Source organism: Ignavibacteriales bacterium, from assembly GCA_026390595.1.
In the GTDB taxonomy this organism is placed as follows: Bacteria; Bacteroidota; Ignavibacteria; order UBA10030; family UBA10030; genus UBA9647.
In genome coordinates this window covers 58071-72026 of sequence record JAPLFQ010000012.1, presented here as the reverse complement: position 1 = coordinate 72026, position 13956 = coordinate 58071, and the positions used below count along the sequence as shown (strand labels likewise).

Here is a 13956-nt window from a genome sequence, read left to right as displayed (position 1 = left end):
CGTGCTTGGAAGATACGGAAAAACCAGATTGCTCTCCATACGTCTTTCGAGGATTGTCCGGAGACGTCGGGGCGGAGCTCGCGCCGGCGAGTTCATGTGAATCTGACGCAAACTGAGCGAAGTCACGACATTCCTCCATAGGGACGAAGGATGTACCGAGCCTGGTAGAGTCTTCGACTGCGGCTTGACAAGAAACGTCAAGCCTGCGCTCAGACTGACGAGGTTCTTCTATGGACGCGCCGAAAGAACCATCATTTTGAGTCGATTGAAATGCACTCCAAAAATCTGTAAGTTATTCTGACTTCCAGCGGAGATTCTCATGCTCAACCGTCTTTTCTTCACTGCTGCCGTTGCTTTTTTGGCCCTCTGTTCGCTTTCTGGCTGCAGCCGCATACCCAACGACAAACCCGTCACGGTTACGGAACTGGCCATTGAGGTCAAGGGCACTTCACGCGAAGTCGCGTTCACGAACAAACAGGCCGGATTCTTCTACACGGAAACGAACGCCGCTCACCGCAACTCCTGGCAGGGATGGAATGTGATGGCCAAGGAAATCCTGGAGGACTACGACATTATCGACGGCGAGCAGATTCTCCGGAAAGCGGATGCCTCCGGCACCACGGTGTACCCGCACCAGCTCGTCCGTCAGTATCCTTCAGAGACACGGGAAACAATGACGTTGCTCGACTCTGTGGACGCGTTTGTTGTTCAGCTTCAAGACCTCAAAGGGGTGGGCCTGAGAGTGCGTCCTCTCTTCAAAGACGGCGACCGCCATGAGGACTTTGTCGTCAAATTCAGAGACAGCGTTCTTCTTATCGCTCATCAGCGCCATCTCAGACGCACTGCGGCCGAAAACTACCCGGTCTGGGTCGGGATCTCGCTCGGATCCAACGCTCCTTCCACCTTGCTGGTTTCAGAAGGTGAGACACCGGGCCTGAGTTTCTCACCCGCCGGTTTGTCGTGCTCCCCATCTCCAAAAAACGCGGCAATCGTCTTCGCAGCAGGTGATACCGAAGAAGAGACGATCGTTCTGACCCGGTCGATATCCGCGAACTGTGAAACATACGTCTCGGGACGGCGTCAACGAATGGAATCTGTCCTGAACCGGTCGTTCCTCCGCACAGACAATCAGCGTTTCGACAAGGCATTCCATTGGGCCCTGCTTTCGATGGATGCGCTTGTCATGAACCAGATCAAAAAAGGAATTTTCGCCGGGCTCCCCTGGTTTGACAACTACTGGGGAAGAGACTCCTTCATTGCGCTCCCGGGGGCCACGCTCGTCACTGGCAATTTCTCAGAGGCGAAGGAGATCCTTCGGTCATTTGCCGACTGGCAGGAAAAAAATCCAAAGAGCCCGAACTACGGGCGAGTTCCGAACCTTGTCACCACGGGCTCCATCGCATATAATACGACCGACGGCACGCCACGCTTTGTCATTGCCCTCGATGAGTACTTCAGATATTCCGGAGATACTGCCTTTGTCAAGGATCTGTATCCTGTCGTTAAGCGATCAATTGAAGGTTCACTGGCATTTCACGTTGATGAGCACGGATTTCTGAAACATGGCGATGCCGAATCCTGGATGGACGCAGCAGGGCCAGCCGGACCCTGGAGCCCTCGCGGCACCAGAGCCAATGATGTCCAGGCATTGTGGTTCCGTCAACTTCAGTGCGGAGCTGCGCTTGCAAGAGTCGCGGACGATGAACAGAGCATAGTCCTGTGGGAGAGGATTGCGACGGCCGTCCGGGCAAACTTCAACAAGTTCTTTCTCATTGCGGCAGACACGTCGCTCGCGGACCATCTCAATGCAGACGGGACGCCGGACCGGGAAGTCCGCCCGAACGCGTTGTTTGCCCTCGACATGATCGGCAGCGAAGCGACACGATTCAGACTTTTCAAGACAATCACAGATCGGCTCGTCTATCCTCATGGCATCGCTTCACTTTCTCAGGACGATCCGAACTTCCACCCCTACCATCATTATGAACCCTACTACGTGCAGGATGCTGCTTATCATAACGGCATTGTATGGACCTGGCTGGCCGGCACGTGGATCGATGCCGCTGTCTCTTATCGCCTCCCCGATCTTGCGTTCAAAGTGACGGACAACATGGTGCACCAGATCCTCGATCGCGGAGCAGTGGGAACACTCTCCGAGCTGCTCGATGCGGCTCCTCGTCCGGGCGAGCAAGAACCCCGGCTCTCAGGGACTTTCAGCCAGGCTTGGAGCCTCTCCGAGTTCCTGCGTGTCGTGTATCAGGACTATCTTGGCATCCGTGTAGACGCTCCCGGCCATCGCCTGGTTCTTTCTCCACGATTCCCCGCGGCTCTGCAAACCGCGCGGACATCTGTCATGATCGGCCATGCTCACGTCACCATTTCGTACAACGTGACAAACGACCGGATTGAGGCGATTCTTGAATCTGCTGATGCGACAGATTCGATAGCTGTCGACCTCGATGGCGTAGTAAAGGGTGACCAGAAACAGATTTCGTTCTCTCTTCCTCCTCACCGGATCATGAAGTTGGCCCTCTCCGGCAAGGAAGCAACCTGTTCGATCGATGGTGTATGCCGGAATCTGGAGCCGGTCACAAAACCTGAACCACAGGTTAAGCTGGAAGGAATCACGCTGGCGACTCCTGCTATCCGGCCTGGTCTGCAATCACTCAAGGGACCGTCACATCGGTTGCTCTCGAATGCAGAAGCCACATCGCCAAGTGCAACAGCTGCGGTTCTCTACGATGTCCAGGATCCGGAGGGGGACGACAACGGAAACGGAAGCTACACGTATCCTCTGACGCCGCTCTTGAAACCGGGAAGTCTTGATATTACCCATTTCACGGTCTCCGCTGACGCGAAGTTCGCCCATTTCAGACTGCGATTTCGTGATCTCTCAAATCCCGGCTGGCATCCTGAGTACGGATTTCAGCTCACCTACGCGGCTATTGCCATCGACAAGGACAACAGACCGGGCTCTGGCGGCAGGGCGATCGGAATGAACTCCAACGTCTCACTCGATCCACAATACGCGTACGAGACGATTCTCTATATCGGCGGCGGTGTCAGAATTGCAGATTCACAAGGAACCATCCTCGCGGAGTACATACCCGTCGCAGGCGATGAGAAGAATCCGATCGGAAACACGTTGACCAAAGAGATAGCATTTTCGATTCCGGTGGACCTGTTGGGCAAACCTGACAGGACATGGCGATACACAGTCCTCGTCGGATGCCAGGATGACCATGGAGGGGCCGGAATTGGCGATTTTCGAGCCGTAGAATCAGCAGCAAAAGAATGGGCTGGCGGAGGCAGGAAAAAGAACTCAGATTCTAATGTTTACGATGTGATCTTTCCGTTAATTAGGTAACAGAATAAAGCGACTACAACATCTTCCCGGAGGAGAAAACAAGCTTTACCGAAATTCTGGAAGACCCCGTTCTGGACCCGCACATTAATCTCAAAAACCGGAGGAGGCACGTATGATATTCCTATTTAGTCTTTTGGTAGCAATCGGTTCATTCATAGCCTGGCAATCTGCCCGCAAGAGCTCATCCGGCAACGCTATGGCCCGCGGATCGTCTGCAATTTTCGGAGCCGCTGCACTCCTGTTCCTCGTTCTCGCCCTAAGCCAGACGTTTACTGTCGTCCCGGCAGGCAGCGTGGGCGTCGTCGATTTCTTCGGGTCCGTTTCCGACCTGACGCTCAAAGCCGGCATCAATATGATCAATCCGCTGGCGAAGGTCGTGAAATTCAGTGTGAAGACCGAGGAGATCAAGGAAGCCATGGATGTGCCATCGAAGGAGGGGCTGACCGTCAAGTTGGAGCTGAGCGCACTCTTTCATCTCAACCCCGAGAAGGCAGCAGAAGTGTACAAGACCATCGGCGAGAACTACATACAGATCATCCTCGAGCCGCAATTTCGTTCCGTTGCACGCGGTGTGACGTCGGGATATGATGCGCGTGCGCTCTATACTTCCGAGCGCGAAGTCATTTCCCAGATCATTCAGAAAGATCTGGAAAAGCTCGTGGAGCCGCGGGGAATCACGATCGAAGCGACCCCCTTGCGGCAGGTTGGCTTGCCGGCCGGACTGACAGAATCGATCACCGAGAAGCTGCGCGCAGAACAGGAGAGCCAGCGCATGCAGTTCGTCCTGACGAAGGAAAAACAGGAAGCTGAGCGGAAGAGAATTGAAGCCCAGGGAATTTCCGACTTCCAGAACATCGTTGCCCGCGGCATCAGCGATCAATTGCTCAGATGGAAGGGTATTGAGGCCACCGAGAAGTTGGCAACGTCCACCAATGCGAAGATCGTTATCATCGGAGCCGGGAAAGACGGCTTGCCGCTGATACTCGACACAAAGTAGGTCTGAAGCAATCTCAGAAGAAGCCGTGCATCGTTGAGGTGCGCGGCTTTTTTTTGTACGAACTTTTGCGGTGATCGTGGTGTTCCATGAGAAGACACGATTCCATCACTCTTCATCATCTCCATAAACTCAAAGGACATTCAATGAAAATCGGAATTCTTGGTTCCGGCGGCGTCGGTCAGGCACTCGGAAAAGGCTTCGCCGATCTGGGCCATGATGTGAAAATCGGGACAAGGGATCCCGGTCAGGACAAGATCAAAACCTGGGTTGGAAAAACAGGCCCGAAGGCATCCGCGGGGACCTATGCAGAGGCGGCGTCCTTCGGCGAGCTTCTTGTGTTGGCGAGCCCGTGGTCTGGAACGGAAAATGCGATCAAGTTGTCAGAAAAGAAGAACTTCAGCGACAAGGTCGTCATCGATGTTACAAACCCGCTCGATTTCTCCAGCGGTTCTTCGCCCAAACTCGCGTTGGGGCACACGGACTCGGGGGGCGAGCAGGTTCAGCGGTGGATTCCGGAGGCGCACGTCGTAAAAGCTTTCAACATCATCGGGGCTCCGTTCATGGTTAACCCGCAGTTCGATGGCGGCCCGCCGGACATGTTCATCTGCGGCAACGACGAGAAAGCCAAGCAGAAAGTGACCGACATCCTGACGGCATTCAAGTGGTCGACGGTTGACATCGGGGGGATTGAAGGCTCACGTTTCCTCGAGCCGATGGCCATGGCCTGGGTGCTCTATGGGTTCAAGACCAACACATGGTCTCACGCGTTTAAACTACTACGAAAGTAGAACGCTACGCACTATAGAACCCGGCTCCGGCCGGGTTCTTCGTTTTCTGGATCTTCCCCACTCCCGTGGTGTTCTCCGAAGGACAATCTGTCAAAGAGGACCCATGTCCGAAAGTTGAGCCTGCCCGCCGGACATGGGTCAACTACAGCAGATTACCTGTCGAAGAACCATTCTGTGGTCGAAATGAATTTCGACCTACAAACCACACGGATAGCGATAGCGCCAGCCCGGGATACATCGGCTCGATGCCCAACCAGTACGAAGGCGCACCATCGACGAGGTGAAACTGCCCGCAGATGAGCCAGGCGCTCGAGGTGCCCCAACCCAGCAGCATTGCCCAGAACCCATACCTTGGCGGAATGCGGAGCGGCTTGAAATAGCTCGCCATAAGAGGGACGAGCAGCCCGGGCACAATTGCAGTTCCTATCGCATACCATATCTTGACCACAGATGGTACCATTAATGCCAGAATGATCGAGAAGACGGCTGATATGATCAGTCCTAGCTTTGTCCACCTGCGAACCATTGCGTCACGTGATTCCGCGCTCCGGGTTGTTCCTGATCGACCCACGATATCCCGGCCGATCGTCGAAGCAGAGATGAACATGAGACTGCTCAATGTCGACATGATTGTCGCAAGCATCCCGATATAGAAGAGCCCTTTTGCAATCGGCGGCAAGGTCAACTCGGCCAACATCGGGTAGGAGAAGGCAGGATTGGGCAAGTCGGGGAGAGCGGCACGGGCGTAGAGGCCGGCCATGCTCGTCATGAAATCAAAGAAGAACCAGAACGGTATGGAAATGAGTATTCCCCGTTGTGCGGTCTTCCCGTCTTTCGCGGCATAGCAGCGCTGATGGAAAGCGGGATCCACGAGCGTCCAGAGAGCGATGAAGAACCAGACAGCAATGAACTGCCAGCTGTTTCCCCCGTGCCACGTGAGGTGAAGCGGAGGAACATGTGTCACGATGTATTCCCATCCCCCGAGCTTGAAATACGCGAACGGCAATATCATCGCGAATCCAAGGAACATCAACACGAACTCAAGTGCATTTGCCCAGACGTCAGATCTGAATCCACCCCAGTAGAGATAACAGATCGTGAGCGTGGTCGTGACAGTGACGCTCGTAACCATGTCCAGGCCGAAGACGAGCTGGATCAGGATGCCAACCATCAACACATACGCCGCCGGTGTAATCAGGAAGAAGGTGAGCACACCGCCGAGGAGCGCGGTTCTCTTGTCGTACGAGGCTTCAAGTTGGTCGGGGATTGTCAGGTGATTTGTTGCCCGGATTCGTTTCGCAAGCAGCAAGGCAAACAGAAGAGCGAAGACGTAATACGGAGCACCGAAGACGACCCAGTTCGAGATCCCGTACTTGTATGAAAATTCCCCCACACCGAGTATTCCGCCATACCAGGTCGAGACCAGCGTGGCTACAAACATCGGCAGTGTGAGTGTTCGCCCGGCGAGAAAGAAATCCTCAGTCTCGTTTCTTGAACGACGAGCGGCCCGGAATCCGACGAAGACGACGGCAAGAAAATAGAGAAGTATGAGGAGCGTGTCGATGAGGCCGAAGTGGACCATCTGGGATGGCTGAGTTCAGGAGAAGAGTTCAAAAAGGAGCAGGTGCCCTTTTTTGACTTTGATGCTCACCGGGGAATGGTCGACGACATTGCTGGTTCCTTCACGAACTCCGATCTCAAGCGTTTCGCCATCCAGCGAATACCTGAGTCCTTTCGTGACGATCCCCTCACACCGACTCAGCGGTATGAGAGAAATGACATCCCCTTTTTTTGCGTCAAACGTCAGATCGCGGCCAACATACGAAATCTCTCCGAGGTCATCAACGAAACGGATGATAGCGTCCGGGTAGTACTTGGCCAGCACACCCAGGTTTCCAACAGAATGGTCTACTCTCTTGCCTGTCGCCCCAACAACTGTCATGTGGTCAGATTTCGCATTGATGGCCCAGAGAATAGCCTTTTCCAGGTCGGTTGTCTGATCGTCCCGGTCCTCGAAGGTTGGCACCTTGCGGAATTTCACGAGCGCTTCGGCGTGGATTGAATCCAGATCCCCGACGATCACGTCGGGCGTAATTCCTGCTTTCAATGCAATGTTGGCCCCTCCGTCTGCACATATGACGATATTCGACTCCCGGGCGAGGCTTAGCAAGCGTTGCTTCTTCGGCGGTTCGCCGTATGCAATTACGAGGGCACGTTTCGCCATACATCCATCAGATTGTGAGCGACGGTATTTCCCTGCGTTTTCAAATTACAAATCAAATTTCAGAGAGGCAAAGTAGTTGCGTTCAGCCGCGGGATAGAACTCCCCTCCTTCACCATTGGCCGCATACATCCTGTTGAAAAGATTGTTCGCCTGGGCGCTTATTTCAACGGACTGCACGACCGGTACGAGCCTGAGCCTGTAGGTAAGCGACGCGTGCACAACGGTGTATGCGCTGATTGTACGACCAGGATCTGTTCTACCCTTCGAGGAGCTTTGGAAGTTGTCAGAATAGAATTCCCCGACGTGCTGTATCGAAAGAGACGCGACAAGCCCACCGGTTCGGTACGTCGCTCTTGCGTTCGCAAGGAAGTCGGGAAATCCGGCGATGTTGTTTCCATCAAGAGAAACACGCGTTGAACCGTTGAACACAGAGTACTTCTCCAACCGATTCCTGCTCCACGTAGCGTTCGCCTGTACCTCCAACCCTTCCACGAACCTCGTCACGGCAGTCAGTTCAATTCCCTGGTGAAGGGTCCGGTCTGCATTCCCGGTGACAGGGATTCCAAACCGATCGAGCTGACCCTGCTTGATGATCTCATCGTCGAAACTCATATAGAAGAGGCTCGCCGTCACGTGGAGTTGTTCCGCAGTGTACCCGCTTCCGAGTTCGACATCGACAAGAGCTTCCGGTCTGACGAGGGGACTCGAAAAATCATAAGCGCCGGACGCCTGAGTCCTGAATTGCGGAGTGACCGGGCCCCAGGATTGCGGCGTACTCGCCTCCGCAGCATCGTACAGGTTCTTCAGCCGCGGCTCCCGCGAAGTTCGGGAGATCTGCGTGTAGATATTCAACTTCTCGCTGATATTGTAGTTCAGTCCAGCGCGCGGATTGAGGAACCGATACGGAACTGAAAAATCCGTATTCAGATATTTTTCATCGTGAAAACGGTACCGGCTGTCGGCATACTGCAAGTCGAGCTGCAGAGTCAGATCGGGACGAAGCTCGTAGAGTTCGTGGACATACAGAGAAATCATGTCCTTTCCACCCTGATACTCATAGTAGTGATAGTCAGGAGTGATCCCCGCCGGAAGGCTTTCTCCCCAGCGGAGTGCGCCCCAGTGCGTTGACCGGTGAATACGGAACTCGGCACCGACTGTCACCTCTCCGCCGTCATGCCGGATGCTCGCTCGCGGCAGCCAGCCGTATTGTCTATTCCCCACCCAGGCGCGTATCAGGGCGTTGGGGATGTACAATTCGTCAGGATCACCGGAAACCGCGAATCCGTTTCTCGGAGTAATGCGAAAATACGAATATGGAGCCCACGATCCGTCGTAGTCAAAGAAGCCGTCACCGGTGACGAGAAACAGGGCGTTGTTCACCGTGATGTGTTCCGAGGGGCGCCATTCGTGCAGAAGTTCATAGTGTGGCTGGCTGAAATTCTCGATTTCTTCCGCGCGCCGAATCGGATTCTGCCGCCTCTTTTGTGAGTCCGAAGAGTACGCGTCCTCCCGGGCTATGCCATAGTATGCAAGATGATCTGCGACCGGTCCGCCGTAGAAGTTCAACTGTGTCGTCATCGTTTCGTCGTACCGGGTCGCCCCCAGAAAATAGCTTGAAAAATCTGTCCAGGAGTTCATACGGTATCCGTCGCTCAGGATGCGTGACAGCCGGCCGTAGAACTGGTATTTCTCCCCCACGAGCCCCGAATTGACCGAGACAGAGTATCTCCGTGTATTGTATGACCCAAATCCCGTGTAGACAGAAATGCCGGGTGTTCTTGAGTAACTCGAGGTGATGAGGTTGACCGATCCTCCGATGGCGGGGGGACCGTAGAACGCGCTGCCTGCTCCGCGTTGGACCTGGATATCCTGGAGGTTCGCGGCAAGGTCGGGGAAATCCAGCCAGTACACGTCATGATCTTCCGGATCATTCTGCGGAATGCCATTGACCATCACTGAGATGCGTCGCTGATCGAAGCCGCGGATGCTGAGGTAGTTGTACCCGATACCGTTTCCGCTTTCCGAGTAGAAGGTTGTGGATGGGAGTTCGGAAAGAAGCAACGGAATATCCTGAGTCGAATAGCGCTCCGTGAGATCACGGGGGCTCAACGTTGAAAAAGCAACCGGGCTGGAGCGCTCCCGGGCGCGTGTTGCCGAAACCACAATCGATTGCCCCGGGAGTACCGTTTGGACGAGCGACACGTCAAGAGTTGATGTTTCGCCCTGGCGCACCGCGACCAGCAGTGTTTGCGGCGAATACCCGATGAAGCTGACTCTCACGGTGTAGGAACCGGCCGGGATTCGAGGCAGCCGAAAAGAACCGTCCTTGCCAGCGCTCACGCCCGCATTTGTTCCCTGAAGCAGAATGTTCGCTGCCTCGAGCGGTCTCAGCGTTTCCGCATCGCGCACCAAGCCTTGAATTGTTCCAGTCTCCTGTCCAATGGCACACGCATGTGCCAATGCCAGTGCAACCAGAACCATTCGGTATTGCATACGAGTCCCCGCAAAAAAAAAGCCATTTTCCATTCGAGAGCAAGAATGGAAAACGGCCGCCGTAGAAGAAACCAGTTTCCCGTTTTCCTTCGCTGGTATTACCCAGTTCAGGTTCGGAGGGTCTGCTCTCAGCGTCCGGCCCCGATGACTTGAGACGGGATGCACCCCTAACGGAACGTACAATATCACTGTTGGAAAAGAACTGCTTCAATATACATGCTCTCGTAGAACTTGTCAAGCAGGCGGAATTGAATCTGCCTGAACTCCTTGCCTGCCAGCTATTTTTTGTCTATTTTCTTCAGCACGAGTAAACGCGATCTGTCGAACCATCCCGAGCAGACTGTTCCTTCTATGAATCTGTCAGTTGAGAACCTTCAATTTCGTTATCCCGGCGTCCCGGTTCTCCGCGATATCTCCTTCAATGTCCCGGCTGGCGATTTCCTCAGCTTGCTGGGCCCCAATGGCTCTGGAAAATCAACGCTTCTTCGCCTGCTCGATCGAATCCTCCTTCCCCAGGGGGGGAGTATCACTCTCGACGGCCGGCCTCTAGCGTCGTTCAATCGTCGTGATCTCGCGAGAATCATGGCGTATGTTCCTCAGGACACGCTCTGGGTGTTTCCTTACACAGTCCTCGAAGTTGTGCTCATGGGCCGCTCACCACATGTTGCCCGGTCAGGATTTGAGAATCAACATGACCTGGACGTTGCATGGGAAATGATGCGGCTCACCGACATCGATCATCTGGCCGACAAGCTCATCACTGCTATTTCAGGGGGTGAACGACAGCGTGTGTTGATTGCACGTGCACTCAGCCAGCAGCCGGAAATTCTTCTGCTTGACGAGCCGAACGCACATCTCGACATCAACCACCAGGTCGAGATCTTTCAGATCCTGCAGGAACAAAATGAACAGCACCACCTGACCATCATTTCCGTTTCGCACGATCTTAATCTCGCTGCGGCATTCAGCAAACGAACGCTGCTGCTCGGCCAACCGGACGCCGGCGGATCAGGCATCTTCGCAATCGGCGAACCGCGCGAAGTCCTGACCGAATTGAACATTGAACTGGTTTATCGAACCCCTGTGCTTGTTGATCTTGTCCCTTCTTCTTCGGCGCTCCGGATTTCATTGCTGCCGATGGCCTCCCGAAGGGTTTCCAGACAGGCGAAGATCTAAATAGTCCACAAGAAAGCAAAGAATAAAGGAACACTGTCTCTCCCGGATCGAGCAACCTATGTCCACCCGACGCCGACAAATACGTGAGAAAGTCCTGCAGGGATTGTATGCTCATGAGCTTTCCCAAGAGCCGGTCGAGCTGATTCTGGAGACCATCGTTGGCGGCCTCAAGAAGGAACCTGATCTGTTTGACGCTGCGAAGATCCTGTTCCTCAAGGTGCTTGCGACGAAGGACGAAATTGACAAGCTCATCATGAGCCGCGTGGCCAACTGGGAATTCAGCCGCATCGCTGTAATCGACAGGATTATCCTCAGGATCAGCATCTGCGAACTCCTGTACTTCGATGACATCCCGCCGAAAGTTTCCATCAATGAGGCGATCGAAATCGCGCGACGGTACAGCACTGAGAAAAGTGACAAATTCGTCAACGGCGTCCTGGATTCGATACTGGACGACCTGAAGAAGTCAGGCCGGATGAGGAAAACCGGGCGCGGACTTCTCGAGACTTCATCAAAGACAAAACCTGCACACTAGACGGCTGCGATGTCCATTTCTCCCGTTTCGGACTCCGGGTTGAAGACTCCTCACTATTCACGTCCCAGGATTTTTGCCTGGACGTTGTTTGATTTTGGGAACACGGCGTATTCCGTCATCATCGTTACCGTTATCTATTCGACCTACTTCACGAGTCAGGTTGCCGGGGGCAACGAACTGCTGTGGGGTCTTACCGTCAGCCTCTCCATGATTCTTGCTGCGGCGATTGCGCCGCCCCTCGGCGTGGCGGCTGATTTTCTTCGGAACAAGAAGCAGTTTCTCCTCCTCTTCACTCTCGCGTGTGTCGTCAGCACCGCGTTGATGTTCTTCGTCAAGCCCGGGATGATTCTTCTCGGCATGGTTCTCTTCATCATCGCCAACGTGGGGTTCGAGGGGGGGATTGTTTTCTACGACGCATTTCTGCCCAGTATCACGTCACGCCGCTCGTACGGCCGAGTGTCCGGGTATGGATTTGCGATGGGCTACCTGGGAGCGCTCGTGGTTCTCTTCATCGTGAACCTCATGCTTCCGGACGCTCTCGATCCCGATTATTTGTTCTATGTTCGTCTGTCCTTTGTCACTGCGGCGGCGTTTTTCTTCCTGTTCTCGCTCCCGATGTTCATCTGGGTGCCTGAACCTTTCGTCAAGGGGGAGAAACCTCCCGCCATCATTCGTACCGGATTTCGTCAGGCTGCACAGACATTTCGCGAGCTCTTCATCGAACGGAAACATCCATCAATCGCGCGTTTCCTCATCGCCTTCTTTCTCTACAACGACGCCATTCTGACCATCATCGCATTCGCTGCAATCTTTGCAAAGAAGATGCTCTCTATGAGCGACAAAGACACCATCGTCTTCTTCGCCATCGTTCAGACGAGCGCAGTGATCGGTTCATTTCTCTTTGGTTTCCTGACAGACAAATTCGGCCCGAAGAAAACGATCTCGGTAACACTCGTCCTCTGGATTATTATTACTGTCGGAGCCTATTTCGTGACTACGGTCTCCGCGTTTTACATCGTGGCACTCGGCGCCGGCGCAGCCATAGGTTCATCACAATCAGCCAGCAGAAGCCTCATGGCACTCCTGACACCGAAAGAGCGGGAGGCGGAGTTCTTCGGATTCTACGATGGCCTTTGCGGCAAGGCATCCGCTGTTGTGGGCCCCTTTGTGTATGGTGTCATTGCCCGCTTGACAGACCAGCGCGTCGCGGTGCTGTTCATCAGCCTCTTCTTTATTGCCGGACTTGTTCTGCTCCAGGGAGTTTCCGAACCTGAGCGGAAGAACGCCTTTTCTTCCTAACCGGGAGGACCATACCATGAAAGCCATGTTCACATCCGCCATTGTGCTTCTGATACTCTTCACCGGTTGCACACGGGAAAAGAGCGAGACAAGCACACGCGGGAACCTGCATGTCCTTGTGCCGGAGTCGACCGTCCCGGCGGCCCTCGATGAGATCAGAGAGTTTCTCAACCAGCATGCAAGCGACGGAGCGAAGATCGAGTACCAGATTGTATCATCCGGACATGCTCTTCAGCGCCTCGGGCGCGACTCCATACGCTTCGTGTTTTCCACCCGGCCAATGACTGCAACCGAACGACAACAGCTCCCTCAGACTGAAGGCTTCGAGTTGAGTGAAGTACTGATCGCGTATGACGCTGTTGCTGTCGTGGTACACGAGAAGAACCTCGTCACCAAAGTGACAACCACGGAGCTGACGAAGATACTTTCCGGCGAGTTTAATCGATGGGAGCAGCTGTCGAAGGCAGGTGCGATGAGGGGGACCATTGAACTTGTTCTGCAGGACTCTTCCGACATCACCTCGTTTGCAGACGCCCGCATCCTTCAGGGCCAGCCCCTGCGAAAAGGCGCACGGCTGACAAGTTCGAGCATGGCGACCCTTCAACTGGTCGCCGCGCAGCCGCTTGCCGTTGGTCTTGTCGGTATCACGTGGGTTGACTCAGCCCGCGTCGCAGCCAAGATTCTCGATATTGCCGAGACCCGGCAGGCAGGAGACACCACATTTCGTGTTCCAACCGAAGCATTCGGGAAATTCTACTCCCCCCATCCGGCAAACATCCATCGTTCGTACTATCCACTGAAGCGGGCGAACTACGCATACTGGTACGCCCCGCTGGGAAGCCTCGCCTCGGGATTCGGGTCTTTTGTTTCACATGCAGACGGTCAACGGCTGTTCCTGAAGAGAAACCTCGTGCCGGGGACTCAGCGAATCAAACTGAGGGGGGTTGAATAGGCGAGACGCAGACGGAATGATGCAACCGAAGGCAAAAAAAGGGGCTGTCCCAAAAGTACTTTCGACCTCTTCGAGTAAGTCAAGATTTCTTTAGTTTCGGAGATTTCAGGATCCTCAACGTGGTC

Annotated in this window: 10 protein-coding genes and 1 riboswitch; of the genes, 7 read left to right on the top strand and 3 right to left on the bottom strand. The window is 54.4% G+C overall.

The annotated features are described in order from the left end of the window. The first annotated feature begins 319 nt into the window (after positions 1 to 319). The 3 genes from NTU47_05330 (at position 320) to NTU47_05320 (ending at position 5152) form a co-directional block, all read left to right on the top strand. Positions 320 to 3367: a hypothetical protein gene (locus NTU47_05330; GenBank protein ID MCX6133221.1), complete on the top strand. Its 3048-nt coding sequence runs from the start codon at positions 320 to 322 to the stop codon at positions 3365 to 3367. 112 nt (positions 3368 to 3479) lie between these two features. Continuing rightward, a complete protein-coding gene (locus NTU47_05325) occupies positions 3480 to 4364 on the top strand; it encodes a prohibitin family protein (protein ID MCX6133220.1) in 885 nt (294 codons plus the stop codon). Positions 4365 to 4507: 143 nt separating this feature from the next. Continuing rightward, positions 4508 to 5152, top strand: a complete 645-nt coding sequence (locus NTU47_05320) for an NAD(P)-binding domain-containing protein (protein MCX6133219.1) — start codon at positions 4508 to 4510, stop codon at positions 5150 to 5152. 142 nt (positions 5153 to 5294) lie between these two features. Here NTU47_05320 and NTU47_05315 read toward each other — a convergent pair whose 3' ends face one another. From NTU47_05315 to NTU47_05305, 3 genes are read right to left on the bottom strand one after another with little or no spacing between them, the layout of a single operon-like run. Beyond that, positions 5295 to 6734: a sodium:solute symporter family protein gene (locus tag NTU47_05315; protein ID MCX6133218.1), complete on the bottom strand. Its 1440-nt coding sequence runs from the start codon at positions 6732 to 6734 to the stop codon at positions 5295 to 5297. A gap of 15 nt (positions 6735 to 6749) precedes the next feature. Then, entirely contained in the window at positions 6750 to 7376 is a 627-nt protein-coding gene (locus NTU47_05310; protein MCX6133217.1) for a thiamine diphosphokinase, read from the bottom strand. Between the two features lie 45 nt (positions 7377 to 7421). Beyond that, on the bottom strand, positions 7422 to 9869 hold the full coding sequence (locus tag NTU47_05305) for a TonB-dependent receptor (GenBank protein ID MCX6133216.1): 2448 nt from the start codon (positions 9867 to 9869) through the stop codon (positions 7422 to 7424). Between the two features lie 67 nt (positions 9870 to 9936). Next, positions 9937 to 10048, bottom strand: a riboswitch (TPP riboswitch). A 172-nt stretch (positions 10049 to 10220) separates the two neighbouring features. Between NTU47_05305 and NTU47_05300 the strand changes: the two genes are divergently transcribed. From NTU47_05300 to NTU47_05285, 4 genes are read left to right on the top strand one after another with little or no spacing between them, the layout of a single operon-like run. Next, positions 10221 to 11045: an ABC transporter ATP-binding protein gene (locus tag NTU47_05300; protein ID MCX6133215.1), complete on the top strand. Its 825-nt coding sequence runs from the start codon at positions 10221 to 10223 to the stop codon at positions 11043 to 11045. A 58-nt stretch (positions 11046 to 11103) separates the two neighbouring features. Further along, positions 11104 to 11580 carry a transcription antitermination factor NusB gene (gene nusB / locus NTU47_05295; protein MCX6133214.1) on the top strand — a complete coding sequence of 159 codons (477 nt, stop codon included), beginning with the start codon at positions 11104 to 11106 and terminating at the stop codon, positions 11578 to 11580. Between the two features lie 9 nt (positions 11581 to 11589). Then, a complete protein-coding gene (locus NTU47_05290; protein ID MCX6133213.1) occupies positions 11590 to 12879 on the top strand; it encodes an MFS transporter in 1290 nt (429 codons plus the stop codon). A gap of 16 nt (positions 12880 to 12895) precedes the next feature. Then, a complete protein-coding gene (locus NTU47_05285) occupies positions 12896 to 13831 on the top strand; it encodes a substrate-binding domain-containing protein (protein MCX6133212.1) in 936 nt (311 codons plus the stop codon). Positions 13832 to 13956: the final 125 nt, after the last annotated feature.

Coding starts and splice junctions, on each gene's coding strand:
- NTU47_05330 (MCX6133221.1), top strand. CDS start 320: ATGCTCAACCGTCTTTTCTTCACTGCTGCCGTTGCTTTTTTGGCCCTC.
- NTU47_05325 (MCX6133220.1), top strand. CDS start 3,480: ATGATATTCCTATTTAGTCTTTTGGTAGCAATCGGTTCATTCATAGCC.
- NTU47_05320 (MCX6133219.1), top strand. CDS start 4,508: ATGAAAATCGGAATTCTTGGTTCCGGCGGCGTCGGTCAGGCACTCGGA.
- NTU47_05315 (MCX6133218.1), bottom strand. CDS start 6,734: ATGGTCCACTTCGGCCTCATCGACACGCTCCTCATACTTCTCTATTTT.
- NTU47_05310 (MCX6133217.1), bottom strand. CDS start 7,376: ATGGCGAAACGTGCCCTCGTAATTGCATACGGCGAACCGCCGAAGAAG.
- NTU47_05305 (MCX6133216.1), bottom strand. CDS start 9,869: ATGCAATACCGAATGGTTCTGGTTGCACTGGCATTGGCACATGCGTGT.
- NTU47_05300 (MCX6133215.1), top strand. CDS start 10,221: ATGAATCTGTCAGTTGAGAACCTTCAATTTCGTTATCCCGGCGTCCCG.
- nusB (MCX6133214.1), top strand. CDS start 11,104: ATGTCCACCCGACGCCGACAAATACGTGAGAAAGTCCTGCAGGGATTG.
- NTU47_05290 (MCX6133213.1), top strand. CDS start 11,590: ATGTCCATTTCTCCCGTTTCGGACTCCGGGTTGAAGACTCCTCACTAT.
- NTU47_05285 (MCX6133212.1), top strand. CDS start 12,896: ATGAAAGCCATGTTCACATCCGCCATTGTGCTTCTGATACTCTTCACC.